The following is a 26742-nucleotide window of genomic DNA, read 5'->3' on the forward strand; positions in this document are numbered from 1 at the left end:
AAACATGAAGGGTTCAACTTATATATTATATCAATTTTTAATCAGACCACAATGAATAACTTAAAAATGTTTGACAATCAAGTAAAGATCTTCACCAATTCCGTGTGCAATTCCATCTAAAATGGCCTCTAAATTCATGGCATACATGTCAAGCTCTTCTTTATTTTCACAGAAGAAAACGGCTGTTCCGCCAATGACCCGCTCTTTATTTGTTGTGGCCACAGCGAGTATAAATTGTTCAATGGTGTTCGCCATGTCTTATTACCTCACTTTCTTTTTAATGAAATCTGTCGGCATTCTAATGGCATTTTCTAAAATCGGAACCTCTTCTAATACACGGACAGCCAAATCTTCACGATACCATTGCGGTAAAATGAACACGCCAAGTGTCCCATTATTTAGATCACGTTTGGCGAGCGGACAGAGAGATGGTTCACCAGAATCGCGATACACACCAAGCACGTTGGATAAATCAAATAAAATCGCTTGCCGCTGACCAAGGTTGGCAATCGTTGTGGCTGAGTTAAAATTTTTTGGTGTCAATATAAAGCCCATTCCATGCTCTAATATGAGCTTTTGCTTTTCAGGCAGGCCGATATTCATGATGTAAATATCATTCACATAAAGCCCTGCGCCGTCAAAGCGAAGCTCCCCTTTTTGTATGTTGACGATATCCTTTAATTGGCTGCCAGACATTAATAGCTTTGCCATGAAAAAACAAAGAATACCGACCACTGTCCCAACAACGAGCGAGAAGAAAATACAGGCTGTGGTTGTAATAAGTGCAGTGAGAATGGCAATATAATTCCGGCTCTCAAAGGCAATGGCAATGCCTTCAATATATGTACTACCTCTTGAGACAAGCTCATACGAATCCAATTGGGTTAATGTATTTCTTTCCATATTACGTACATCACGAAATTGAGTGGCTGCTAAAGTTAGAAAGGTAATTGCAGTAAATTCTTCCTGAATCAGCGCAGGCATAATGATTGCACCAAGCCCTGATGCGATAAAACCAAGTGCAATGTGAATCACTTGTCCATGAATATACGTAGGATATTGCCGGTAATCAGTTCTTAACATATAAAGCCTAGCCGCCATCCCAAAGATGACACCAATAATCACAGGAAACGTGTAGTTCGTCATGTTGATTTTGCAGCCCCTTTAACTGGTTTTCTGGAAGAACGGACGCTCAAGAGCTTTTCAAGCTGATCGACACCTAATAAGAAGATGGCGCCTTGAACAACAAGGGACAGAAACGAGAGATCTCCTATAACAATTGATGAAGTAAGGCGGTGAACCGTCAGTGCATAAAGGGCTTCACCAAGACACACAGACATCATCCATAGGGTAATTCGTTCCGTTAATTGATGTCCGTATGTCAAAGACATCAAGATCAGCAAGACAAATACGGCCCAGTCCACTTTTATTAGCGTGAACCAAACCGGGTCATATAATGCAAAAATCATAAAAAAGGCATATGCGCTCACCATGGAGCCTAATTGCATGATTCTCATTATTTGATGACCAGACCGAAATAGAACGAAACCCGCACAGGCATATATAAAGGTCATCAAATACCCCGCATTCATGCTCATATCAAACATGGATATCATGAAATGACTACATATAATATGAACGAGGACAAGAGCGCCTAGTGCACTGCGCCACGAGTTTTTTTCCATAATAAATGTCACGATAATCCAAACGAACCATATAGACCAATAATAGTACAAAGCCTCCAACGTCTCATCACCTCAATTACATTATGGGAAAATCCCCAATTTTTAAACGTGAGGAACCGCTTTGGACATTGTATGAAATACACAAGAGATGACACCCTAATGATTGAGGAGGGATGTAAGGTGGGAAAAGATAGACAGGAAAAACGTTTAAAGGCATCAAAAAGAGTGGAATCTGACCGTGATCAATCCATTCATCATAAAGGGGCAACAGCATTAGAAGGTCCAGATAGCGCACGAAAAAGAAACCAATAAAAAAAGGCATGTGACAATCACATGCCTTAGATTGTTGACAAAGTGTTAAAATGATCTTTATTTTAGCACTTTGTCTTCTTTTCAGCGTGATAGAAAACCTTTGAAGTCTAGGAAGGACGAGCACCGGAACGGAGCGAATTTGACATTCGTGAGTACCGGCGCGCAGGACTGACAAAGAATGCGAGGGTTTGTCTACACGCTGAGGCATGTGACAATCACATGCCTTAGATGCTTAATGAGCTAAAATATTTAGTCCTTTTTCTTCTCTGATCTTAAACTATAGTATGTTGTATCGATGCCTCTTTCTTTGAGCCAATGACTTGTTTCTCCTGAAATGACAATTTGAGCTTGTCTCAGTTCTTCAATGGTCTTCACGCCAAGCACTGTCATCATCATCTTCACATCTTCTTGAAGTTCCATGATATCAGTGATGAGGCCGCTTTCCCCTCCGGCAGTCAGTGATTTTAAGAAAAAGCCAGCTAGACCGGCAGCGGATGCCCCAAGAGCAATTGATTTAGTTACGTCAAGGGCATCTTGAATACCACCAGAGGCTAAAACCGTTTGGTCTGGAAAGCTTGTATGTACTTCGGCAAGACTTGCTGCGGTTGGAATACCCCATTGATCAAAATAACAAAGTGCTTTTTGGCGGCGAAGATTTTCGATCTTAGAAAAGTTCGTACCACCAAATCCTCCTACATCAACGGCTACAACTCCAGCCTGAAATAATTTTTTTGCCGTTTCCTTGCTCATCCCAAATCCGACTTCTTTTACAACAACAGGCACACCAACAGATTCAGCGATAGCTGCGATGCGCTCAAGTGCTCCCCTGAAATCACGATCTCCTTCAGGCATGACAATTTCTTGAATCACATTTAGATGAATCTGAAGCATATTGGCCTCCAGCATATCGACCGCTTCTGCAGCTTGCTTAATCGTTGCTTCACTGCCTAAGTTCGCAAACACCATTCCGTCGGGATTGACTTTTCGTACGACTTCATACGTTCGTCTTTCTTCTTTATCTTTCAGTGCAGCCATTTGTGATCCAACTGCTACTGGTATATTGGTTTCCTTCGCTGCGATCGATAAAGAACGGTTAATCTCATAGGTTGATTCTCCGCCCCCGCCAGTCATTGCATTGATAAAAATTGGCGAACCGAAAGTCAGTCCGCCAATTGTCGTATGTGTATCAATTTGTGATGTCGCAAGATCTGGTAAACTGGCGTGAACGAAGGAAACATCTTCTAAACCTGTTGCTGCATGCTGTCCAGTGGACAGGGCATGCTCAATATGCTGCTTCTTTCTTTCTGCTCGCGTCAATTTTGATCACCAAATTATTTTAGTTTATTGAGTTTATCGCCGATCAGGTCACCAAGCTGGAATCCGCTTGTGTTTTCTTCTTTCGCCTGATATTGACGATAATCCTCTTCGCTTTGTTTTTCAGGATTTTCTTCTAAATCACGGATGCTTAGTGAAATGCGCTCTTCATCTTCATTCACATCAAGCACTTTCACTTTCACAGTCTGCCCTTCTTCAAGGACTTCATGCGGCGTACCGATATGTTTATGAGAGATTTGGGAAATATGCACAAGCCCTTCTACACCAGGTAGAATTTCAACAAATGCACCAAAGCTCACAAGACGTTGAACAGTTCCTTCAAGCACATCACCTTGTTTTACCTTTTCACCAATTTGGCTCCAAGGTCCTGGTAATGTTTCTTTAATAGATAGTGAGATACGTTCGTTATCACGATCAACAGCAAGTACTTTAACCTGGACTTCCTGTCCTTCTTCCACTACGTCAGATGGCTTTTCAACATGCGCATGGGATAGTTGAGAAATGTGAACCAATCCATCAATGCCGCCAATGTCTACAAATGCACCAAAGTCAGTAAGACGCTGCACCTTACCATCAATCACACTGCCTACTTCAAGCTTTTGCAGGAAGTCTTGCTTTTTGTCTAATTGCTCTTGCTCCACTACTGCACGGTGCGAGAGAATCACACGATTTTTTTCGCGGTCAAGTTCTACCACGACAAGTGAGAGTGTTTTACCTTTGTAGTCTGAGAAGTCCTCTACATAATGTGCTTCTACAAGAGATGCAGGAATAAATCCACGCACACCAATGTCTACGACAAGACCACCTTTAACAACGTCTTTTACTTCAGCTTCAAATACTTCTTTTGTTTCAAACTTTTTCTCTAGGTCTTCCCAAGCGCGGTCTGCATCAACAGCACGTTTCGATAAAATCAAAGCATCGTCTTCGACCTTTGTTACTTTAAGCTCTAACTCGTCGCCATCTTTTACGACATCTGATGCTTTTTCAACGTGAAGACTTGATAATTCACTGATTGGGATGATCCCAGGCTGTTTCACATTGACGATATCTACATTCACATGCTTGTCCTCAACTTTAGAAACAATCCCTTTCACTACATCTCCAACCTCTGGTACCTGAACATCGATTTGATTCATTTCCTCTGTCATTTCGATAACCTCCTTGGTCCAAACCTACACAGCTTAGTTAAAACGACTGGGTGAATATGTGTCTTAAGCATGATGATTGCCAGCCGAATATGTATTATAGAAACATTCAAATCAACGTTAATTGCTTGAATGATCAATAAAAATAGTATTAGTATAAACTTCTAATAAAAGACCTTGTTTGTCAAGAGATAAACCTCTAACTTATTAAAGTTTTCTAAAATTTCTTACTGTTTTTCCACGCGGTCTGCTGCATCTAAAATTTTACCAGCTACCTCTTGAATAGAAAGAGCTGTTGTGTCAATTTCAATGGCGTCATCCGCTTTTTTCAGCGGCGAAACTTCGCGCTCAGAATCAAGCTTATCACGTCTTGCGATCTCTTCAATCAGCTGATCGTAATTGACATCGTAGCCTTTTTTCTGATTTTCTTCAAAGCGTCGTTTTGCTCTTTCCTCTACTGATGCAAGCAAGAAAATTTTCACTTCAGCATCTGGAAGAACATGCGTACCTATGTCTCTTCCGTCCATCACGACTCCGCCTTTTTTACCAAGCTCTTGCTGCCTGCGGACCATTTCTTCCCGAACAGCTCGGTGCTTTGCAACAACTGATACTTGGTTGCTTACTCGGTCTGTGCGAATATCCTCTGTGACATCGGTATTGTCAAGATGAACTTTTTGACCTTCGTCCGTTGAGACTAGATCAATGACAGTCTTTTTCAGCAAAGCATCAAGTGCCTGTTCGTCTTCTAGGTCTACACCATGATTGAGTGCCGCAAGGGTAATCGCACGGTACATGGCACCTGTGTCGATATAAATATATGATTTTTTGGCTGCGACAATTTTTGCCACAGTGCTTTTTCCTGCTGCTGCAGGACCGTCAATTGCGATAGATAATTTCTTTTTCATAATACCTCTCCTTGATTGAATCTCCCTTATGAATTGTAACACGATCACCGCTCAAACGGGGGAATTTTCTATCAATCCTTCTGCTTAAACGTCTCAATCCAATCTTCAATACTCATGTTATTTACGCCTTCATATTGCACGACTTTTGACAAAAAAAGCTCTCCTTTCGTTAAATGAAGTGTGATCTGAACGGCTAATAATAATACAAGCTGAATAAGCACTGCTTTCAATAACCATCTTTCCAATGTCTTCATACAAAAAGCCTCCACGCTAGAATCTTTCACCTCTAGTATGGAAGCTTTTTACACCCTTTATTCTTATGCTTTTTTCACCCGTGTTAAAAGCTGCTGCTGGAAGCAGTACTTCATAATGTGCTGCTGCTGGTCATTGGTGATCTCAGAAAACTCCATGATCGCTCTCATTTTGCCAGTCTGCTCATCCTGATATACTCGATTGATTTCTGCAACCGCTTTAATTTTCACAGGCTCTTTAAGTGGAAGTTCAAACTCTGTTCCCACTTCTCCATATTCTTTCAATGCGACACCTTCAGGAACAGCGATTGCTACGCCGCCGGCACTCATATTGACAATAAACGTCTCAAAGGGTTCTTCATCCGCTTGTGTAATCGTTGCTTTGACCATTGTGTCGACTCGAAGGTATTCTCTGCGCTGAAGCCGGACCATTTCTTCTTTTGGCGGAATGGAGATGACAATCATCGGAATATCTTCTTTTCTCTTGCCAATGACCTCGCTTGTACATTTGTATGGAATTTGATTTTCATCGAAAAAGAAAACGGTGATTTCTGTTTGCTGGTTTAAATAAATCGTTCGGCCCGTTTCTTTATCAGCTGGATAATTAATGCAAATATCATCGTTATTATTTTCCAAAACTTTCGATTTTGCAGTTTTCACTTCTTTGTTCTCATTGACATATTCAATTGTGATTGCATCCCCTATTTGTAACATTCCTCATCACTCTTTTCATTTGTGAAATCATATCCTCTCCTATATTAAACCATGTAAAAAACAAAAGGAAAAGGCTTATTCGCCTTTTCCTCACTTCCTTTTCTATAGGTCTTTATATATAGGTTCTGCGTTTTTTAGTTTATCTACTCGTTCTTCTTTTCCAGTATCGGCATTAATGAACATGCGGTACGTATCATTTTTAATCGTTCCGAGAAACTCATAGCACAATACTTCCTCTGACATGTCATTTTGTACGATTGCTAAATGAGAATCTTCAATTTTCACATGTTGATTCAATGTTTTCTTCGCATCTTTTTGTGAGATTTTAGGTGATTTTATGTCTCTTGTTTTATGATTCGTTAAGTAGTCTTTCGCTGAAAACCCTACTACCTCACCATCATCTAATGCGACTTTCATGCGTATACTATCCGGATAGAGGAGTACATTTTTTTGAAGAGGCACATAGGTAAATACACCGATATTATCAAATTGCGCACTTTCATCTAAATGGAACGACTCTGCATCAAATCCTTGCTTCTTTAAGAAGCTGAGTGCTTTTTCTGACGCATCATTTAAACTGATTTTCTGTTTTTTCACCTCTCGATTTTGAAGAAGGTAGACTGGGTGTCCTCCTTTTTCAGTCAAGTCTAAATAGAAATTCGCTTGACTATCAGGATCTGACATCGACAAACTGTACACATCTCGATTGGTTTTGCTTCCACTTTTTCTCACCTTAAAATCTTGATTATGGTCAGGTGTGAATTTTTGGGCAATACGGATCGCTTCTTTCTTTGAAATCTTTTTGCCTTTTAAATGATTGTAGCCGCGTGTTTCTGATTCTGTCGACACATTTGTAGGCCCGAGATCGACATCCGCAAATGCATCTGCATTTCTCTCAACTGTTTTGAGCCCATCAATGATGGTGTTATCGTTCTTTCGGTCACCGTCAGCCAGCGCCATTTCAACATCCATCCATTTTAAATTTTTGTTGAGGACGAGATGCTGCACTTGTCTCAGTTCGTTTTGGATATCAGCCGCTTGCTGATATAAAGACGTAATGGTTTTGTGCGTATTCTTGTTTAACGGTTCATCTGATAAAGATTTGACTGATGATTTGTAGCTAAAGTCTCCGACATTCGCCAGAAATTCTTCCGTTTTGTTAAAGGGCATTAATGTGAGCGGAAGCTGGCTTACATTGTTATGTGCTTCTGACGACATTCTCCATACATCTGCAAGCGCTGGGGAAATCGAAGACTGGCTGTTCATTGCAAGTGTTGCCCCAAGTTTGTCATGCAGCTGGTCCACTTGGTACGTTAAATCGTGGAAAGCCCTTTGGTAATTGTTCTCTGCGTGCAGCAGCACTGCGTCTTTTTCTTGATGCTCTTTATAGCCCCAATAACCTGTTGAGATGACAGCAATTCCTAAAATGGCAATCAATATTCCTCTGATCATTTATTTACACCTCTTTTTATTCGCAGAAAATATGTTTCCCGATGCGTTTAATTTGTGGTCTTCCCCAAATCCATGGACTTGTGGCGGTATCAGGATTAAAGTAATAGACGGCGCTCTCAGATGGATCCCAGCCGTTAATGGCATCAAACACAGCTTTTTTTGCAGTTTCATTTGGTGTCATATAAAACTGGCCATCTGCTACAGCTGTAAACGCAAGCGGTTCAAAAATAACTCCTGCGATTGTATTTGGAAAAGTCGAGTTGTTCAAACGGTTTAAAATGACGGCAGCGATCGCCACCTGTCCTTCATACGGCTCTCCTCTTGCTTCACTATAAACCGCTTGTGATAAGAGCTGAATGTCATTGCTTGAAAAACCACCTGGCATGTTGGCTGCTGTTTGTTTCGGTGTTTGATTTGCTTGCTGATTGCCCGCCTGATTTGCAGACTTCCCAGACGACCCGCTTCCTCCGTTTTGACTTTTTTGATTCTCTTTTGCCCCTTGAGCTGTCTTCTTTTGTGAGCTTCTTTGCGCAGGAGCTTTTGTTTGCTGATCAAGAGGCTTCCCGCCATAATGTGTAAACTGATTCCCCTTTTGCAGCTGCTGCTGAACAAAGTCTTTATAGTATTTTGTTTTCTGAACTAATAGGCTTTTTGTTTGTTTTCCTACAAGTCCATCGACCTTTTTTACACCAAATTGGCTTTGAAAATTGCGAACGGCCCAGTACGTCCCCCAGCCATATACACCATCAATTTTGCCATTGTAAAAGCCATTGTATTGGAGCCGTGCTTGCAGCTCGACTACATCTTCTCCTGTTGCACCTCGCTGGATGACTTGATTGGTGAAAGCTTCACTTTTTTCTGCTGTCATTAGCGAAGACGCGAGTAGAACGATTGAGAAGATAAGGACGAATTGTTTCATGAAACGAGCTTTGTCCATATTTGATCCTCCTGTACTTTTGATGTTTGAATATATATTTCTTCCGATCCCTATTTTTATACATTCATCGCAGGAGAGAATTGGATGAAAAGACAAAAAAACGCCCTATCAACTGATAGGACGTTTTCCATATTAAATTTGCACCATTTTCACCGCACGGGCCTTTTTTGCTTTTCGCAGACCAAACCACCATAAAAAAATCATGAACGGCAGCATAATATATCCCCAATTTCTCATGCCAAGAAGAATAAAATCATATAAGCCGTGAAAAAGTACTGGGAGCGTTAAAGATAGGATCAGCCATTTCACTTGCTCTTTTTTTGCAGAGAAACGGGCTTTCCCAATATAAAACCCCATCACAACACCGAATAAAGCATGACTTGATACAGGTAATAAAGCACGGGTAAATGCATATTCAACCCCATGCCCGACCAAGTAAAGAATATTTTCTAATGTTGCAAAACCAAGAGAGACGCTTGTTCCGTACACAATCCCATCATAATGTTCGTCAAACTGAGCATGCGCATAGACGCTGACCATTAAAATAAACCATTTTAATGATTCCTCTAAAAAGCCCGACGTCACAAATGAAATCAGAATTGGGTTCGTTGCGATATGTTCCTCTTGAAGGACATATTGAATAAACATGGTTGGAAACACAAGTATAACGCCTAGCATAAAAGATCTGATGACCATATGAACCGGCTCATTGTCGTACTGATCTTTCAAATAAAAGTAACTTAAAAGTGCGATGCCGGGAGCTAAACCTGCTGAGATGATTGCGATCATAATCAGACCTCTTTCCCTACATTATCCTTCATTATCGTACCATGATTTACCCTTTTTTTATATGACTCGAGCCTATTTTTATGAAAATTTTTTTCTATATAATCCCATTTTATATCAAAAAGAACCGAACCTTTTGAAGGTCCGGTTCTTTTATTATCGGTTCATTCTTTTACTGATTTCTTCTGCAATCAATCCGCCATGAAATCTTCCATTTTCAATGAAAATTTCATTGGCATTATTTCCAGCTGCAATGACTCCTGCAATGAAAATACCTTCTACATTTGTCTCCATCGTCTGTTCATCAAATGCTGGGCGGCCTGATTCTTGATCAATCGATACACCCATTTTTTCTAAGAAAGAATGATCTGGATGATAGCCTGTCATAGCAAAAACAAAATCACTTTTCACTCGATCGGTTTGGTCTTGCTGGTTTGTAAAAATCACTTCTTTTTCTGTGATTTCTTTCACCTGTGCCCCAAACTCCATTCGAATGGTTCCATTACGGACAAGTGCTTCAAACTCTGGTAAAATCCAAGGCTTGATGCTGGACGAATATTCAGTTCCTCGATAGAGTACAGTGACCCTGCTTCCGCATTTCACAAGTTCTAACGCAGCATCAACACTAGAGTTCTTCCCACCGATCACCGTCACATCTTTATCAAAGTATGGGTGTCCTTCTTTAAAATAATGATACACATGCGGAAGGTCTTCGCCTTTGACATTCATATAGTTGGGATGGTCATAGTAACCCGTTGCAATGACAACGTAATCACATGAATAGTCGTCTTCTGAAGTGCTCACGGTAAAACGGCCATCTTTTTTCGTCACGGCGTTTACTTTTTCAAAGGCATGCACACGCAGGCTTTTTCGTCTAACCACCTCTCGGTAATAGGAAAGCGCCTGAATACGAACGGGCTTGCGGTTTTCAGTAATAAAAGCGACATCACCAATCTCAAGCTTTTCACTCGTACTGAAAAAGGTTTGATGTGTTGGATAATGATAAATACTGTTGACGACATTCCCCTTTTCAATCACAAGGGCGTCAATACCGATCTGCTTGAAGGCAATGGCAGCTGATAAACCGCACGGGCCGCCTCCTATTATGATCGCTTTTTCTTGTTTCATTTGTTCCACTCCTGTCGTTTCAATGCAATAACAATTGCGAGCTGTTTGATGATTTGTTCCATTCCATAAAAAAATCTCCTATTTAAGGATAGGAGATTTTAAGGCGCGATGCAAATAAGCCGCTTAAATCCAGCCTCTAAATCGAGAAGCTTCAGCCATTTTTCGTACACCGACCATATATGCAGCAAGACGCATATCAATGCGGCGGTTTTGCGCCATTTCATAAATATTATTAAATGATTTCACCATCATATCTTCTAAACGAGTTTCAACTTCTTCTTCAGTCCAATAGAAGCCTTGGTTATTCTGCACCCATTCAAAGTAAGAGACTGTCACTCCACCCGCACTCGCAAGTACGTCTGGGACAAGCAGTACACCACGATCTGAAAGAATTTTTGTTCCTTCAAGTGTCGTTGGTCCATTTGCTGCTTCTACGACAATTTTGGCTTTAATGTTTGCCGCATTATCTTCTGTGATCTGGTTCTCAATAGCTGCAGGTACTAAAATATCACAATCCAACTCCAGCAGTTCTTGGTTTGTAATGGTATCGTTAAATAATTTAGTAACAGTTCCAAAGCTGTCACGTCGGTCAAGCAAGTAGTCAATATCTAGCCCATCTTCATCGTATAATCCGCCGTAAGCATCTGAAATTCCTACGATTTTTGCTCCAGCATCATACATGAATTTAGCCAAGTAACTTCCTGCGTTTCCGAATCCCTGTACGACAACACGTGCCCCGTTGATGTCAATTCCTTTTTTCTTTGCCGCTTCTTTGATGCAGATTGTCACACCTTTTGCTGTTGCAGTATCACGTCCATGTGATCCTCCAAGAACAATCGGTTTTCCTGTAATAAATCCTGGTGAGTTAAACTCATCCATTCTAGAATATTCATCCATCATCCATGCCATGATTTGCGAGTTTGTAAACACATCTGGTGCTGGTACATCTTTTGTTGGACCAACAATTTGGCTGATTGCGCGAACATAGCCGCGGCTTAGTTTTTCAAGCTCTCTGAATGACATTTCTCTTGGATCACAGATAATACCGCCTTTTCCTCCGCCATAAGGAAGATCCACAATACCACATTTTAAACTCATCCAAATTGAAAGCGCTTTTACTTCTTTTTCAGTAACGTTCGGGTGGAAACGAATGCCGCCTTTTGTCGGACCGACAGCATCATTGTGCTGCGCACGGTAACCAGTGAAAATTTTCACTGATCCATCATCCATCCGTACTGGAATTTTGACCGTTAATAGACGAATTGGTTCCTTCAGCAATTCATACACTTCTTGCGGATACCCTAATTTGTCTAGCGCTTTATGTATGACGGTTTGAGTTGACTTTAAAACATCTAGCTTATCTTCTGCGTTATGAGCGGCGTTTTGATCGGCTGCCATTAAAATAAACCCCCTAGAAATCTTTCATGATCTACTGCTCCCTTTCAAGCAATAGTATACACCTTCGTACTGGTAAAGCAAAGGTAAAAAGCGTTTTTTATAGAAAATAAAATATCAGCGTTTATAAATATAAAAACGATATAAAAAAATACTGTTGTTTCATCACAACAGTATTAAATATAATAGAAAAAAGTGATTAAAAATACATTTGAATCGTTTTCACTGCATCATCTTGCATGATCACTTTTCCATATTCTTTTAGCCGATGAATCGTTAATGTCGTAGGAGAGCCAAACTCCGCTAAAATGGAGATGACTGTATCAGCAGACAGCTCTTCAAAATCATCTAGGCTGAGAAAATATTGACCTTCATAATGGTAAACTGTACCCCCGAAAAGTCCAATACGATTTAAACTATGGGACAGTTGAATCACATCTTCAAACGAGGCAAATTGATAGAGCACATGCTTACTCTCGTCGAGCTTGACTTGCATCTCAATGTAATCTTCATCAAACTCATCATCAGCATCTTCCTGCTGACTCTTTGTGACAATGACGACCATCCCCTGCGCCTGAAGAGAAAATACTTCAACAGCAATCGGTCCATTCGCTTCAAAACCGAGCTCCTGATTCGCCTCGTTCATCATGTCTTTAAACAGTTGATGGACTTTGAACGAATCTTTCCAAAGGTCTTCTTTCGTAAGACCTCGGTCTGTCAGATCATCTAGTGTGAGAAAAATTTTGATTTTATTATAATTCAGACGCTCCAGTCGCATAACGTTCCCTCCTGCCTCTTCTAAACACACATCATACTGTAGTATATGAGATGATGAGTCATAGGTTCTTAATTTTGTATTCAGTTTACACTGTGTCAAGACGGAAGACAAGCATGAAGCTATGCTTACGGTGACTTTTATGGAAAATATTGAGGGTGCAGCATATTAACGCGTTTTTAAAGGCATTAAATAGATCAGATGTGTTTCCGGTTCTGCCCCGAGACGCATTGGAATCTTTGTTGTGCCATAGCCATTACTAATGAGAAAGAACGCACCTTTCACCTGACCTGTTCTTCCTTTTTCATAAGGACCAAATTTTCCAATTCGGATCTGACCTCCGTGCGTATGACCACTCAGAACAAGGTCGATTCCTTCCTCTTCACTCATTAAATGATGTACGTCTGGGTTGTGTGATAAGAGAATATTCACGTCACCTTTCACAAAATCAGGCCGTATCGCTTCATAATCCGCTTTTTCAAGCCGAATATCATCAATCCCTCCAACTCTAATGGGCTGTCCTTCGAAATTCCACACAGCTGTTTCATTTTGCAAAGTCGTGACATCGTAGGCGTGAAGAATCTCTTTAAACTTTTGCTGATGCAGCTCGTGATCATTATTCCCCCAAACAAAATAAACAGGCGCAATTCTTGATAAACGTTTTACATTTTCTTCAATTCTGGCGTAGGGTACACCTTTTTCTGCTAAGTCCCCGCCTATCATAATGACATCCGGTTTTTCTTGTGTGACCTCAGCTAATAATGAGTCACTTATGAGTCGCCGATGTGTATCCGAAATAAAGAAAATAACGGCTGGCCGATCTGATTGAAGTGCTTCTATTGTAAAGTAATGCTTCTTGATGTTGTTTTGCTTTGCCGTTTTCACCATTTTTGCCGTTACACACACACCTGTTGTAACAGCCGCAATGGCGGCAGTAAATCCGATGGCATATTTCATCATAAATGGCTCCCTTACATCTGTTTCGTTCATAAGACGCTTGAATGAAAAAAGACGTTTCAATTGTTAAACGTCTTCTTTCCTCATTTATTTACTTTCATAATAGAGATTAATGTCATATTGCTGCTGCATATAGTGAAAGACCGCTTCACGTTCTTTCCACTGGTTTGATTGAGGCCATAAGTCTGTGCTTTTTTGTATAATCTCACATCTAAGCCGATGATATTCATCCTCAGCCTTTTCTTCTTTTTTCTTATAGTAATAGGATGCGTAAAAAGCAAACACCTCAGCCATGATCCAAAATAGAAAGATCTCATGACCAAGCAGTGTTGCAATCATCGCTTCCGGTTGAAGAGAGCCTCCCGTATTTGCCATTGTCACAAAATAAATCAAAAGAATGGCCAGCGACAAAAGGGCTGTCCATTGCCATCTTTTGCACTGCTTGGCAAAGCCCTCATATTTGTGCTTTCTTTTGATCAACGTTTCCATCATTTTCTGTGTCGGCTGATCCATATAACGGCTGATTGCGTGCAATGTCATCACATACACCCTGTCCCTTTTTTCTACATATGTATGTGCTTTTTCATTGATTCATGTCAGGTGATTATTTTTCTAGTGGAATGTTCAGTACTTGACCGCTATATACACTGTCCCCTTTTAAATGATTATAGGCTTTAATTTTCTCTTCACCCGAGCGGTCTTTATAATATTTGATCGAGATTCGATACAAGTTTTCCTTTGGACCAACAGTATGCTGTACGACACGAGCTGGCTTTTCTTCCTGCTTCTTTTTCTCTTCGGCTTCTTTTCGTTTTTTCTCTTCTTGCTGCTTTTGGAGTGCTAGTTGCTGCTGTTCACGTTTTTTTGCAGCGGCAGCTTTTTCGCGCTCTTTTTTCTCTTTAGCGGCTTTTTCTTTTTTCTTCTGCTCTGCTTTTTCTTTTGATCGCTGCTTTTCTTTTTCTTCATCATTCTTTTTCTTCTCTTCATCAGATGCATCCACTTTATCAGTGTTAGAGTCATTTTTGGTTTCGGCAAGTGCTGACGGCACTGGGTCTGTATCAGCACTTGATGTTTTATCGATATATACACCTTGATTATTATCGTTGATCTCCTTAGATGTGTAGTAGATCAACAGAAAGAACACAGTGATGACGATAATAGGAAAGACAATAGCCAATGTTGTAAACAAAGGATTTCGCACTTTTTTCGTACGCTGCTTCTTATATTCATGAAAATCTTCTCGTGTAGGAAAGTGAGATTCATCAGAAGGATGTACTTTGTCTTCAATAATTTCCTCTACATCGTCGTCATGGATGTTTGTCAACTGCTCCTTCTTTCTCTGCATTCTCGACATTTCTTCCATGTTCATCCCTCCCCTTATATTTCAAACGAATTTGACAAGCAAAAACTAAGTCGATGACAAAATGGGTCATGACAGGAACAAATAAATTCCCAGTCCACTCGTATAAAAGTCCTAAAAAAATACTAATGGAAACCACGAGGATAAACAAGAGTATTTTTGATAAATAGCGAAAGTGAAGAAGTGCAAACACGATGCTGGCAATCTCCAAACCAAACTGATGTTGAACGATCCCGCGGAATAGTATTTCCTCTGAAAAGGCGATAAGAAGAGCTAACCAAACAATATGCGGGATGCTGCGGTTTTTGAACATCTTTTCATTTAAACCGCCATCATCATACATATGAGCGGGAAAAATCTTCATGACAATCGCATCCACAATGATGACTAGCAAGGCGCCGCCAATTCCATATGTCAGAATGCGCATATCATGAATCTGCCAAAGGGATGTAAAATCCGTCCAATGATCGAACATAAATAGACCTAGTAGAAAAGAAACGATAAGCATGAGCAGCTGCGTGAAATACAGCTGTTCTACAACTTGTCGATCGGTTAATTTTTCGATGATTCGTCGATGTTGTTCGATCAATGCTGCGCCTCTTTTGTCAGATGAAACATACGATCCAGCTCGGTCTTCCAGTGCTTCATTTCATTCAGCTCCAATGATTGATCTTTTTTTTCATAATCAGACAGGTCAAGTCCACAAGATGAACAGCAATTATTAGAGGAGATGTCCTGCGTTTCATCAAGCTGTTCGTGAAAATATAATAACAGAGATTGTCTAAAGCAGTCATGACCCATGATCCGCTCTTTAAATTGCCACACTTTTCTCAGCTTTTCTGTTTGCCTGTCCTGCAATTTTTCTTTTAGATTCATAAGGATTGCCGGGCGCTCTTCGGACTCATGCATCAAGTAATAATGCGTCAGCATTCTTGCACGCGTCTCCTGAAGCCCTGTTTCCATTAATCGTTCACGTAATTTTTTTTCATCATTTGTCTGCATTTGTGTCAGTTGGGCTAAATAGAAATCAATTTCTGGATCGTCAAATCCTTCTGCTTGGATCAAGTGTTGTTGAATATCTGCATCCTCTTCTGTATATAAAAGAATGCTCACACTGTTTTTCCCGTCCCTACCCGCTCTTCCAATCTCTTGCATAAATGCTTCAATCGATTGCGGCGGGCTCAAATGAATGACAAATCGTATATCCGCTTTATCTATTCCCATACCGAAAGCACTCGTGCAGCAAATGAGATCAAGCTGACCGCTAATAAATTGCTGCTGAATGAGCATACGATCTCCTGCATCCATTCCGCCATGATAAAACTCAACACGCTGGTCGGTTTTTTGTTTCATGAAAAGTGCAAGTTCTTCTGTCATTTGCCGTGTTGGGCAATAAATAAGACCTGGGCCTTGCAAGTAGTCTACAAGTTCAATGGCCCGTGTCTCTTTTGCTTCTTTCGTTTCATGCGCTTCTTTGAATAAGGCGATGTTTGGCCGGTTGGCGGAATGAATATGGAAGTCTGGATGCTGTAGCTTTAGCGTTTGCACTGTATCTTTTAATGTTTGTTTCGTTGCTGTTGCTGTTAGTGCTAAAGCCACAGGATGACCTAACGCTTCTCTCCATTCGCCCAGCTTAGAATATTCAGGACGGAAATCATGCCCCCATTCTGATATACAATGCGCTTCATCGACGACAAACAGACCAATACGCATCGATTTGAGCTGCTTTAGCAGCACTTCTGACATTAATGCCTCAGGTGCGACGAATAAAAATTTATATGATGGCAAATGCCGAATGATATGTCGCCTCTCCTGAAAAGACAATGTGCTGTTGAGCGCCGCCACTCGTTTTTCTCCGCGCATTTTCATTCGTTCGACTTGGTCCTCCATTAGCGATAAAAGCGGCGAAATAATCAGAACCAACCCATCTGTCATATAACCTGGAATTTGATAGCAAAGTGATTTCCCTCCACCAGTAGGAAGCATGGCAACCGTATCTTTTTGATGTAGTACACTTCGAATAATGTCCTCTTGACCTGCTTTAAATGTGTCGTAGCCAAAGTATCGCATGAGCGTCTGATGAAGCTTATCCATTTGCTTTCACCATCCTTGTCAGTGCTAATCGTATTTGAAAATAAGTAAATGGATGCTCGAGTGTTTCTTTAATTAGCTTCATTTTATTTGTTTGAAGTTCTCTCGCTACAGCATGGATCGACCGCTGCTCTTCCAAGCTTACATACGGATCTATTGAGAAGTTAGGCTCATGTATAGAAAGCTCCACAATGTGATCTTCGATCGTTGCCTTTTTTAGTGAACGAATGTGAGCGATTTGATCAATATCAAACCCTTTTTGTACCAGCTCAAGTGTTTTGTGGGTAGAGGTTGTCAGCACACGTTTAAATTCAAGGTCACCTATGAGCTGCTGCAAAATCGGTGCCTCACCTTTTTGGGCAGATTGAATAAAATAGTGGAGTACATTCCAAAAAAGCACATACACATACCACACATCTTCTTTCATCCATTCCGCCATTTGCTGATACGTCCGCCCGATTCGATCATTTGAGGTCAACGAATAAATAAAAAGCAGTGCCTCTTGATCGCTTAGACGCTCAAGGAGTCTTTCTAGTTCTTGATGCAAGTCTTGTGAAAGTTTGTTCTTTTGTTGGTGCTGTTTTAAAAAGGATTTTGTCCAGCTTTGAACCGAGACATCTCTTTGGATTGGAACGTAATGAGTCGATCCAGCCATATAATGAGAAAGCACTTGTACAAGTAAAGAGAGCCGCATCCATAGCATTTTTGCTTTGTCATGAAATTTCGCACCATGAAAATATGCAGGCATCGGTTTTTCAGTAAAATGCTGGTTTAGCATATGCTGCCCTGTATCTGTGATGATGAATGTCTCATCCGTTTTTCTTCTAATGTAGTGCTTGTCTTCAAGCTTTAAAGCAGAACGATTCATCTGCTCCCTCGTAAACCCTGGGTAACAGCCGAAGTATGTGGAAAGCTCAAATAAACTGGCATCCTGTATGGTTTGTGATGATTTTTTTCCTTTAAAAAGATGGTAGACAGCACTAATGGAGCGTTCGCCGTTCAATTTATATACGCTGTCCATAAACATGACATCCAAGTAATGAAGAGTCATTCATCAAAGCACCTGTCTTCCTGACAAAATTCGAATATTTTCTCCCTTTATTTTAACAGATTTCATACGAGAAGAAATGTTTAAACTTAATTTATGGGGGAAAGTTATGAACAAACCCTTATGTGATAAGCATTCTCAATCACTTTACAGTTGAAATGTGAATTTAAAATCATTACAATAAGGTTTGAGGAAATTGTTTTTTCATCGGTGAAACGAAAAAGGTTAAACCATGTGTTCCATCGAACAATCTGGGAGGTATTTTTTTAACATGGCAAAATATACAATTGTAGACAAAGACACATGTATTGCTTGCGGCGCATGCGGTGCAGCTGCTCCAGACATTTATGATTATGATGATGAAGGCATTGCATTTGTTACGCTTGATGACAACCAAGGGACTGTAGAAGTTCCAGAAGTACTTGAAGAAGATATGCTTGATGCATTTGAAGGATGTCCAACTGACTCAATTAAAGTTGCGGACGAATCTTTCGAGGGTGACCCACTTAAGCATGAATAGTATAAAAGCCCCTTATGCAGGGGCTTTTTTTATATTAACTATTTTGAAGTCGACGTTTATTTTCAAACCATGGACGCATCTTCACAAAAATAAAGCTAAACACGATGGTAATGATGATTCCTTTAATAAGATTAAAAGGTAAGATCCCTGCTGTAATTGTCGTCTTAAGCACATGATCAGAAAGCTGTGGCGCATTTAAAAACCATGTGTACGCCGGAAGAAATAGAAAGTAATTTAAAAAACTCATCATTACAGTCATAAGCAACGTACCCATGATCATAGACCATGCAATACCTTTAGCGGATTTAATTTTTTTGAAAATGAAAGCCACTGGTAAGATGAATAATACACCTGCTGTAAAGTTCGCTACTTGATCAACAGGAACACCAGACATACTGCCATGAATGAGATAATGCAGGACATTTTTTAATGCCTCAACTGCAATCCCTGCACCCGGCCCATAAATTAAAATCGCAATAATCGCTGGGATATCGCTGAAATCAATTTTCAAATATCCTGGAAGCCCAGGAAACGGGAAGTTCAATAACATTAACACAAATGAAATACTGCTAAGCATACTAATTACGACTAAGCGTTTGACTCTACTTTGATTCAATATTCTCTCTCCTTTTCGATCAAATCTTTCGAAAAGAGGATTGTTCAATTTCAGCCACAAAAAAACCGCTCATGAAAACAGGAGCGGGGAATTTGGGCTAGACAAATAAACGTGTGAAAAACCATATTTTCAACGTTTACGAACCTCCATCTTCTCCCATCCAGACTATACTGTCGGCTTCGGAATCACACCGAATCCTGCCAAAAAAGGCTCGCGGGCTTAGAGACTATGCTCATCACCGCCGGTAGGGAATTACACCCTGCCCCGAAGATTGATCATTATTCAATTCGACATCATTATATATGATATATGAGCATTTGTACAGATAAAAATCCTGAGCAATTTCATCAGTTTTAAGAGATCGTAAAAAACTTAAAAATTATAATGACAAATGCGCAAAAATTGGTTATCTTTTGTTTAAAGGTGTCCATTCTTAATCAAGACACCAAGAAATGTTCGTGTTTTCTTTTTCGCTTTACTGCTTTAATTTGATTGACACAGCGAAAAGGAATATGGTAAATTATCAGATATTTATGACGTTTATTTTAGGAGGAAATCTTACGATGTTTCGAGTATTAGTGTCAGATAAGATGAGCAATGATGGTCTATTACCACTTTTAGAATCAGATTTTGTTGAAATTGTCCAAAAGAATGTAACAGAAGCAGAAGATGAATTACACACATTTGATGCCTTACTTGTCAGAAGCGCTACAAAGGTGACCAAAGAGCTTTATGAAAAAATGACTTCACTAAAAATTGTCGGTCGTGCCGGTGTGGGCGTAGATAATATTGATATTGATGAAGCGACCAAGCATGGCGTCATTGTCATCAATGCACCAAACGGTAATACAATTTCCACAGCTGAGCATACATTTGCCATGATTTCATCGCTCATGCGTCATATTCCACAAGCCAATATTTCTGTGAAATCAAAAGAATGGAACAGAGGCGCATATGTCGGTGCTGAGCTTTACGGAAAATCTCTAGGGATCGTTGGACTTGGCAGAATCGGAAGCGAAATTGCCCAGCGTGCAAGAGCATTTGGCATGACGGTCAACGTATTTGACCCATTTCTTACAAAGGAACGTGCAGAAAAAATTGGTGTCAATGCCAAATCACTTGATGAAGTACTCGAAGTATCGGATATTATCACTGTACATACCCCATTAACAAAAGAAACAAGAGGACTTCTCAATAAAGAAACAATTGCAAAAACAAAAAAAGGCGTTCGCCTAGTAAACTGCGCGCGTGGTGGCATTATTGACGAGGCTGACCTTCTTGAAGCACTTGAAAGCGGTCATGTTGCAGGAGCTGCACTCGATGTATTCGAGGTAGAGCCTCCTACTGATAATCCGCTTGTAGATCATCCTCATGTCATTGCAACTCCGCATCTTGGCGCTTCGACGAAAGAAGCACAATTAAATGTAGCGGCGCAAGTATCTGAAGAAGTACTTCAATTTGCAAAAGGACTTCCTGTCATGTCATCTATTAATCTACCAGCGATGACGAAAGACGAATTCAAAAAGATTCAGCCGTACCATCAGTTTGCAGGAAAACTCGGACGCCTTGTCTCTCAATCAATGAGAGAACCTGTAAAAGAAGTGAGCATCTCTTACGAAGGCTCTATTTCAAAACTCGAAACATCTTTTATTACAAAAAGTCTCCTGTCAGGCTTTTTAAAAGAGCGTGTTGATTCGACTGTAAATGAAGTAAATGCTGGTATGGTAGCAAAAGAACGCGGCATTAGCTTCAGTGAAAAAATTTCTTCAAGCGAATCTGGTTACGAAAACAGCATTTCCATTGAAGTCAAAGGAGACCTTTCAACCTTTACTCTAAAAGCAACCTATATCCCGCATTTAGGAGAACGCGTTGTTTCCATTAATGGATTTAATATTGATTTTTATCCAGATGGACACCTTGTCTACATCCAGCATACAGATGCTCCTGGTGTGATCGGAAAGGTTGGACAAATATTAGGCGACCATGATGTCAACATTGCGACGATGCAGGTAGGACGTAAAGAAAAAGGCGGCGAAGCCATCATGATGCTTTCATTCGACAAGCATCTTGAGGACGAAATAGTGAAAGAATTAACTGAAGTACAAGATATTCTTTCTGTCCGCTTGATCGACCTATAAAAATAAGGATAAACCTCATGCAAATGCATGAGGTTTATTTTGTTGAAATCATTAAATGGTCTCCCGTTCGAATGAGATGAGTCGTAAGCTTATTGATTTTTTTCAATTGTTCCACAGTCATCTCATGTGTTTTAGCAATCGACCAAAGGGTATCTCCTTGTTTAATGAGATATGTATTTTTTTCATGTCCGTTTACATGAAGAGCCGGCTCTTGGAAACGATCCATCGCAATGATTGTGAGCGGATCTACCGCATCTTCTTTGCTGACTGACCAATTACCCTTGTGCACCTCAAAATGCAAATGAGTGCCTCTAGAAGCCCCTGTGTTGCCGATAATGCCAATCGGCTGGCCTGCTTCTACATGGTCATTCTCTTTAACAAAACGCTCGTGTAAATGAGCATAGACCGTTTCATATCCATTTGGATGCTGTATAAACACAGCTTCTCCATATGTAGCGGATACATACGAACGTGTGACCACACCTTCACTTGCTGCAAATATGGATTCTCCTTCTGGCGCAGCTATGTCTAATCCTTTGTGCGAGCCACCTCTTGTCCCGAACAAATCCGTGACTTCTCCTTTCACTGGCTCCACCCATTCGCTTGTTTCCTGTGCATGAACAAAAGGCACAAAAATCCACAGCAAACAGCTGGCACATACGAAGCAATACCTTTTCATCAGTGACTCCCTTCTTTGAGGTTCTTTTTATGACAGCTTAGTATACAGCAAGGAAGCCACTTTCTATACATCAAAAAAGAACGCAATTTCTTGCGTCCTTTAACGATCTTTTATGACAACTGGATTCGGCAAAGCTGGTACCTCTATCGGTTCTTCTAATTCATATGGACCAACTTGATCTGTTCCCGCCTGTTGAATGGTGACCTCTGTAAAACCAAAATCTTTCGCTGAGAGCAGCAGACCTTCAATGAGTAGAATATGATCATTTGAGTCCGATAATTGCGCTGATGCTCCAAACGTAATAGTCACATGTTTTCCTTTAGACGTCACTGCTTTAATCGGTTCGTCTTTAATTAATGGATCAAGTCCAGCATCGCTTGTGCGCTTCATGGCCTCTACCGCATCTTCATACGATGAATAATGCGTTTTTGACGGCACCAAAAAAGTTCCGCTTTTGTTGTCTAATACATAATAAGCGCGCTTTGTTTGTTTCTCAATCGACATCGTACCAATGCGTCCATTTGCTCCTAATTGAAGGTGGGAGCCTTTGGCTGTCTTGACTTGTACCTGCTCATACTTACTCCATTTTAGCGTTTCTTTCACCATATCTTTAAACCGGTTAGCTTCTTTTAACGTATCAAGGGACAAATCATTTTTTAACTGAAAGATGAGTGTATCCCCTTTTTCTCGAAGATCTACCATATCAATATAAGATTGAAGAGGCTTTGTCATTTCAGGCAGCTGCACCTGCTCATATGTGTTCATCATTTCCTGCAAGTGATCATGCTCATCCTCTTTTTCAATGCTAATTGGCACCACCTGAGAGGTCGATTCATCTATGTATGCAATCGTCATATACTTTTGCTGCTGCTTACGAGAAACAACGTGTGAGGGTCCATCAGTCTGTTTGACCGCCTCTAATGTGGCGTTCACCTGACTTTTGTCAGCTCTTGATTCCATTTTCATTTGCTGATGATAATCTTGAGCAGCCGGCTGAAATAAATGAGGAGAAATCAAAAACGCCATAAATAATACGACAACGGTTGCGACTGCTGGACCGATCCATTTGACACTTTTCTTTTTCTTCCCGCTCGCCATCAGCATCTGCTGGTAGATCTGCTTAGAGGAACGGTTGTCCTCCACCTTTGGAAGCTGACTTAGTAACACCTTGATTCGTTCTTCGCTCCAATCGGACCTGTTCGTTTTCATTCACTAGCTCCTCCTTCAAAAGCTCCATATGTTTTCGGAGCACTTTCAGGCCTCGGTGCTGCGTTGTTTTGACTTTGCTTTCCGAGAACTTTAGCGCCTTTGCCGTCTCCATGATTGAGTAGCCCTGGATAAATCTTAAAATGATGACAGCTCGCTGATCAATCGTGCAATGATCAAGTGCAGCATAGATTTCTTTTATATTTTCATCCTGTACAGCCAGTTCGTCTGGGAGCAAGTCCGGATCCTTTACATCCTGCTTATCCCAATCAAACGTGCCGAGCACCCGCTGTCTAATCGTTTGCTGTTTGCGAAACCAATCAATCGCTACATGCCTTGCAATTGAAAACAGCCATGTTTTCTCGCTGCTTCTTCCTTCAAAAGTTTTATATGAGTGAAGTACCCGAATGTAAACCTCCTGAACGAGATCCTCTGCCTGATTTTTATCTTTAACCATATAAAATAAAAACTGGTACAAATCTTGATGGTACGAATCATATATTTTTTGAAAGGTTTCATGCATAGGAAACCCCTCCGTTCACTTATTTTTGTCGAGTGACTCTTAAAAAACGTTACATTACAACTTTATGACAAATATATTACAAGTTAGACAATTTTGAAAGGGCTTTTTGTTTAACTTCTCCTTAAAAATTTGAAAATAAAAAACACTTCTTTTTCTTTCGAAAAGAAGTGTTTCTCATGTAACAAGATTGTTCGTCAAAATTAGACGAGTTCCTGCTTTTTTCTAGGGATGTAAAAGGTGAAATGTGTGCCTGTACCCGCTTTACTATGTGCATGAATGGAGCCTTGATGCGCCTCTACAATGTTCTTCACAATCGCAAGACCCAGTCCAGTACCAGAACGCCCTCTTGTTCTTGCCTTATCCGCTTTATAGAAGCGTTCGAAAATAAATGGCAGATCCTCTTCTGGGATTCCGCTTCCCGAATCTTTTACATCCATTTTCAGCCCATTCTCCACCGATTGAACTGAGAAGTGAACCTCTCCGCCCTCAGGTGTATGACGAATGGCGTTATCAATGAGATTCGTAAACACCTGCTCAATCTTATCTGGATCTAGTACGAAGTGCGGTTCATCGACTTGAATGTCATATGTGAGGTCAACTTGCTTTTCTTTCGCAATACCGAGAAACTTGCGATAGATCTTCTCCGTCAGCTCTTCTGTATCTGTTGATTCAAGATTAAGTGTAATATGACCCGCTTCCATTCTTGCTAGATCTAGAAGGTCATTCACAAGACGCCCCATTCGAAGTGATTCGTCGTAAATAATTTGCGCAATCTCTTTCTTTTCCTCTTCAGAGCCTGCAATATCATCTACAATCGCCTCACTATACCCTTGCAGCATGGCAATTGGTGTACGAAGTTCATGGCTGACATTGGCAATGAAGTCTTTTCTCAGCTTATCAAGTCTTCGTTCCTCGGTCATATCCCGTAGAACCGCAACGGCTCCCCTGACATCCTGCTGATTATAAAGCGGAGTCATAAGAAGAACCCAAGTACGTCCTTGCAGCGTGACTTCAATCATTTGCTCTTTTTCTGTGCTGACGGCGGTATGAAACAATTCTCGCGCTTCTGGCGGCAGTTCATCTCCGTCTTTGATCTTCATATTTTGCTCGTAATACCATGCCTGCAAAAATCGTTCTGCAGGAGGATTCGTCATGAGGATCGTTCCATCAATATTGATGGTAATAACTCCATCAGCCATACTGCTTAAAATGTTGGACAAATGTTCTTTTTCTTGATTTAAGGCTGTGATATGGAATTTAAGTTGCTTGCCCATTTGGTTAAAGGCGATAGCCAGTTCTCCAATTTCGTCTTGCGTTAAAATAGGAATCTTTGTATCAAATTTTCCTTTCGCCAAATCCTGTGCTCCCTCTCTCATCTTTCTGAGAGGATAGGTGACACGTGTTGATAAGAAGAAAGCGAATATAGTGGTCAGAACAATGGCAATTCCGGCTGCTAAGAAGATATAACGCGTCGTATGTTTCGTTGTTTGTTCTACAGCGAGTAGTGATTGAGACAGAAAGACCATGCCTTTTTTTCCGTTTGCCTCATATGGAACACCAACGACAATTCGTTCATCTTTCTGATTGCCTGCATTTGGTTCTGCACGTTTGCTAATTTTTTTACGTTCTTTTAGCGCTTGATTTAAATCCCTGTCGGCTTCAATTTGTTTCTTTGTAATCGCAGGAAGCTTCCCATCTTTTTCAGACGAATACCATTCTAGCCCGTCCTCTTGGACAATCGCAATACTCGTCAATTTGTCAGCAAGCTCTGATGTAATAGACCTTGCGAGCGATTGATCCTCATGGCTCTCTAAAATAACCGCTACTTTATTTGCCATTTGCGTTAGGTCAGACTTTGCTTCTTCGACATGATAATTCTCAATGAACTCTAAAAGAAGCACGGTTAAAATAGATAACACGATCAAAACGAGGAAAAGAATGGTTAACCATAGCTTTCCAACGACACTTTTCCACAGTTTCATTCAGCGCCGACCTCAAATTTGTAACCGACACCCCATACCGTCACGATTTTTTTCGCAGCTTCTGGAGACACTTTATTCAGTTTTTCACGAAGTCGTTTGACGTGTGTATCGACTGTTCTCAAGTCTCCAAAGAATTCATACTGCCATACTTCTTTTAAAAGCTTTTCTCTGTCATAAACCTTATCCGGTGTTTTCGCAAGGAAATATAAAAGCTCGTATTCCTTTGGCGTAAGACTAACTTCTTTGCCATCAGCCGTCACTCTATGTGCATCGTGGTCAATTGAAAGATGAGAAAATACCAATACATCCTTTGTAGTTGTCCCAGTATTGAGATAAGACGTTTGTGACGATCTTCTCAGCAATGCCTTCACACGTAAAACAACTTCACGCGGGCTAAAAGGTTTGACGATATAGTCATCCGTTCCTGCCTCAAACCCTTGCACGCGGTTGGCTTCTTCTCCTTTTGCTGTCAGCATAATAATTGGCGTCGCTTTTTTGTCTCGAATTTGATTACACACTTCAATCCCGTCTGTTCCAGGCATCATTAAATCGAGCAAAATGAGGTCATAATCCGTTTGAAGCCCTTTTTGAATCGCCTCATCTCCATTTTCCGCTTCATCGATTTCATAATTTTCACGTTCTAAATACATTTTTAAAAGGCGGCGAATTCTTGCCTCATCATCTACGACTAATATTTTCGTTTGAGTTGTGTGTTCCATTAGACAATCCTCCTGCTTTCTCCGTTGTTACATTCATTTTAACAAAAAGCCGAATCGATTCATAAAAGTTGGCCTTTTTTCAT

29 protein-coding genes and 1 riboswitch are annotated in these 26742 nt (G+C 40.6%); of the genes, 3 read left to right on the top strand and 26 right to left on the bottom strand.

The window, feature by feature from the left end:
- Window positions 1-60: 60 nt before the first annotated feature.
- The 3 genes from C5695_RS11410 to C5695_RS11420 are packed head-to-tail and all read right to left on the bottom strand — an operon-like array spanning window position 61 to window position 1745.
- Window positions 61-255: a capping complex subunit for YIEGIA gene (locus C5695_RS11410; RefSeq protein ID WP_008344527.1), complete on the bottom strand. Its 195-nt coding sequence runs from the start codon at window positions 253-255 to the stop codon at window positions 61-63.
- Between the two features lie 6 nt (window positions 256-261).
- Window positions 262-1146 (bottom strand): YIEGIA family protein, encoded by an 885-nt coding sequence (locus C5695_RS11415; protein WP_117730834.1) that lies wholly within the window; start codon window positions 1144-1146, stop codon window positions 262-264.
- Window positions 1143-1745, bottom strand: a complete 603-nt coding sequence (locus C5695_RS11420; protein WP_233230729.1) for a YphA family membrane protein — start codon at window positions 1743-1745, stop codon at window positions 1143-1145. The genes C5695_RS11415 and C5695_RS11420 overlap by 4 nt, the downstream gene beginning before the upstream one ends.
- A 120-nt stretch (window positions 1746-1865) precedes the next feature.
- On the opposite strand from C5695_RS11420, the gene C5695_RS11425 reads away from it, so the two are divergent.
- Window positions 1866-1997 carry a YpzI family protein gene (locus tag C5695_RS11425; RefSeq protein WP_081042314.1) on the top strand — a complete coding sequence of 44 codons (132 nt, stop codon included), beginning with the start codon at window positions 1866-1868 and terminating at the stop codon, window positions 1995-1997.
- 249 nt (window positions 1998-2246) lie between these two features.
- On the opposite strand, the gene fni is transcribed toward C5695_RS11425, so the two are convergent.
- The 17 genes from fni to C5695_RS11515 all read right to left on the bottom strand — a co-directional run bounded on the left by fni (window position 2247) and on the right by C5695_RS11515 (window position 18279).
- Window positions 2247-3314, bottom strand: coding sequence for a type 2 isopentenyl-diphosphate Delta-isomerase (fni, locus tag C5695_RS11435; protein WP_117730835.1), 1068 nt, complete (start codon window positions 3312-3314; stop codon window positions 2247-2249).
- A gap of 14 nt (window positions 3315-3328) precedes the next feature.
- The gene (rpsA, locus tag C5695_RS11440; RefSeq protein WP_117730836.1) at window positions 3329-4480 is read right to left on the bottom strand and encodes a 30S ribosomal protein S1; all 1152 of its coding nucleotides are present in this window, start codon (window positions 4478-4480) and stop codon (window positions 3329-3331) included.
- Window positions 4481-4704: 224 nt separating this feature from the next.
- Window positions 4705-5382 (bottom strand): (d)CMP kinase, encoded by a 678-nt coding sequence (cmk, locus tag C5695_RS11445; RefSeq protein WP_117730837.1) that lies wholly within the window; start codon window positions 5380-5382, stop codon window positions 4705-4707.
- A 71-nt stretch (window positions 5383-5453) separates the two neighbouring features.
- A complete protein-coding gene (locus C5695_RS11450; RefSeq protein WP_117730838.1) occupies window positions 5454-5636 on the bottom strand; it encodes a DUF5359 family protein in 183 nt (60 codons plus the stop codon).
- Window positions 5637-5699: 63 nt separating this feature from the next.
- On the bottom strand, window positions 5700-6347 hold the full coding sequence (locus C5695_RS11455) for a flagellar brake protein (RefSeq protein WP_117730839.1): 648 nt from the start codon (window positions 6345-6347) through the stop codon (window positions 5700-5702).
- 102 nt (window positions 6348-6449) lie between these two features.
- Window positions 6450-7799 (bottom strand): germination protein YpeB, encoded by a 1350-nt coding sequence (gene ypeB, locus C5695_RS11460; RefSeq protein ID WP_117730840.1) that lies wholly within the window; start codon window positions 7797-7799, stop codon window positions 6450-6452.
- 16 nt (window positions 7800-7815) lie between these two features.
- Window positions 7816-8667 (bottom strand): spore cortex-lytic enzyme, encoded by an 852-nt coding sequence (gene sleB / locus C5695_RS11465; RefSeq protein ID WP_395940493.1) that lies wholly within the window; start codon window positions 8665-8667, stop codon window positions 7816-7818.
- A 201-nt stretch (window positions 8668-8868) separates the two neighbouring features.
- Window positions 8869-9525 (bottom strand): glutamic-type intramembrane protease PrsW, encoded by a 657-nt coding sequence (gene prsW, locus C5695_RS11470; RefSeq protein WP_117730842.1) that lies wholly within the window; start codon window positions 9523-9525, stop codon window positions 8869-8871.
- Between the two features lie 153 nt (window positions 9526-9678).
- Window positions 9679-10650: a YpdA family putative bacillithiol disulfide reductase gene (locus C5695_RS11475; protein WP_117730843.1), complete on the bottom strand. Its 972-nt coding sequence runs from the start codon at window positions 10648-10650 to the stop codon at window positions 9679-9681.
- A 123-nt stretch (window positions 10651-10773) separates the two neighbouring features.
- Window positions 10774-12048: a Glu/Leu/Phe/Val family dehydrogenase gene (locus C5695_RS11480; protein WP_003215501.1), complete on the bottom strand. Its 1275-nt coding sequence runs from the start codon at window positions 12046-12048 to the stop codon at window positions 10774-10776.
- A gap of 196 nt (window positions 12049-12244) precedes the next feature.
- Window positions 12245-12823, bottom strand: a complete 579-nt coding sequence (locus C5695_RS11485; RefSeq protein ID WP_117730844.1) for a genetic competence negative regulator — start codon at window positions 12821-12823, stop codon at window positions 12245-12247.
- Window positions 12824-12988: 165 nt separating this feature from the next.
- The gene (locus C5695_RS11490) at window positions 12989-13777 is read right to left on the bottom strand and encodes a metallophosphoesterase (protein WP_117733109.1); all 789 of its coding nucleotides are present in this window, start codon (window positions 13775-13777) and stop codon (window positions 12989-12991) included.
- 87 nt (window positions 13778-13864) lie between these two features.
- The gene (locus tag C5695_RS11495) at window positions 13865-14317 is read right to left on the bottom strand and encodes a DUF2663 family protein (protein WP_117730845.1); all 453 of its coding nucleotides are present in this window, start codon (window positions 14315-14317) and stop codon (window positions 13865-13867) included.
- A 64-nt stretch (window positions 14318-14381) separates the two neighbouring features.
- Complete coding sequence (locus tag C5695_RS11500; RefSeq protein WP_117730846.1) at window positions 14382-15140, bottom strand: LysM peptidoglycan-binding domain-containing protein; 759 nt, start codon at window positions 15138-15140, stop codon at window positions 14382-14384.
- Window positions 15085-15726, bottom strand: coding sequence for a CPBP family intramembrane glutamic endopeptidase (locus C5695_RS11505; RefSeq protein WP_117730847.1), 642 nt, complete (start codon window positions 15724-15726; stop codon window positions 15085-15087). Before C5695_RS11505 ends, C5695_RS11500 begins: the two co-directional genes overlap by 56 nt.
- Entirely contained in the window at window positions 15723-17231 is a 1509-nt protein-coding gene (locus tag C5695_RS11510) for a RecQ family ATP-dependent DNA helicase (protein ID WP_117730848.1), read from the bottom strand. Before C5695_RS11510 ends, C5695_RS11505 begins: the two co-directional genes overlap by 4 nt.
- A complete protein-coding gene (locus tag C5695_RS11515) occupies window positions 17224-18279 on the bottom strand; it encodes a YpbB family protein (RefSeq protein WP_117730849.1) in 1056 nt (351 codons plus the stop codon). Before C5695_RS11515 ends, C5695_RS11510 begins: the two co-directional genes overlap by 8 nt.
- A gap of 268 nt (window positions 18280-18547) precedes the next feature.
- On the opposite strand from C5695_RS11515, the gene C5695_RS11520 reads away from it, so the two are divergent.
- A complete protein-coding gene (locus C5695_RS11520) occupies window positions 18548-18796 on the top strand; it encodes a ferredoxin (protein WP_003215700.1) in 249 nt (82 codons plus the stop codon).
- A 34-nt stretch (window positions 18797-18830) separates the two neighbouring features.
- On the opposite strand, the gene C5695_RS11525 is transcribed toward C5695_RS11520, so the two are convergent.
- The gene (locus C5695_RS11525) at window positions 18831-19412 is read right to left on the bottom strand and encodes a riboflavin transporter FmnP (protein ID WP_117730850.1); all 582 of its coding nucleotides are present in this window, start codon (window positions 19410-19412) and stop codon (window positions 18831-18833) included.
- A gap of 144 nt (window positions 19413-19556) precedes the next feature.
- A riboswitch (FMN riboswitch) is annotated at window positions 19557-19688 on the bottom strand.
- A gap of 287 nt (window positions 19689-19975) precedes the next feature.
- Here C5695_RS11525 and serA point away from each other — a divergent pair.
- Window positions 19976-21550 (top strand): phosphoglycerate dehydrogenase, encoded by a 1575-nt coding sequence (gene serA, locus C5695_RS11530; protein WP_117730851.1) that lies wholly within the window; start codon window positions 19976-19978, stop codon window positions 21548-21550.
- A gap of 34 nt (window positions 21551-21584) precedes the next feature.
- Here serA and C5695_RS11535 read toward each other — a convergent pair whose 3' ends face one another.
- From C5695_RS11535 to C5695_RS11555, 5 genes are all read right to left on the bottom strand, one after another.
- Window positions 21585-22229, bottom strand: a complete 645-nt coding sequence (locus tag C5695_RS11535; RefSeq protein ID WP_117730852.1) for a M23 family metallopeptidase — start codon at window positions 22227-22229, stop codon at window positions 21585-21587.
- Window positions 22230-22328: 99 nt separating this feature from the next.
- Complete coding sequence (locus C5695_RS11540) at window positions 22329-23438, bottom strand: sigma X negative regulator (protein WP_117730853.1); 1110 nt, start codon at window positions 23436-23438, stop codon at window positions 22329-22331.
- The gene (sigX, locus tag C5695_RS11545; RefSeq protein ID WP_117730854.1) at window positions 23350-23958 is read right to left on the bottom strand and encodes an RNA polymerase sigma factor SigX; all 609 of its coding nucleotides are present in this window, start codon (window positions 23956-23958) and stop codon (window positions 23350-23352) included. Before sigX ends, C5695_RS11540 begins: the two co-directional genes overlap by 89 nt.
- A gap of 200 nt (window positions 23959-24158) precedes the next feature.
- Window positions 24159-25940 carry an ATP-binding protein gene (locus C5695_RS11550; protein ID WP_117730855.1) on the bottom strand — a complete coding sequence of 594 codons (1782 nt, stop codon included), beginning with the start codon at window positions 25938-25940 and terminating at the stop codon, window positions 24159-24161.
- Window positions 25937-26659 carry a response regulator transcription factor gene (locus C5695_RS11555; RefSeq protein WP_003215596.1) on the bottom strand — a complete coding sequence of 241 codons (723 nt, stop codon included), beginning with the start codon at window positions 26657-26659 and terminating at the stop codon, window positions 25937-25939. Before C5695_RS11555 ends, C5695_RS11550 begins: the two co-directional genes overlap by 4 nt.
- Between the last annotated feature and the right edge of the window lie 83 nt (window positions 26660-26742).

This window comes from Bacillus pumilus (assembly GCF_003431975.1).
Taxonomy (GTDB): Bacteria; Bacillota; Bacilli; order Bacillales; family Bacillaceae; genus Bacillus; species Bacillus pumilus_N.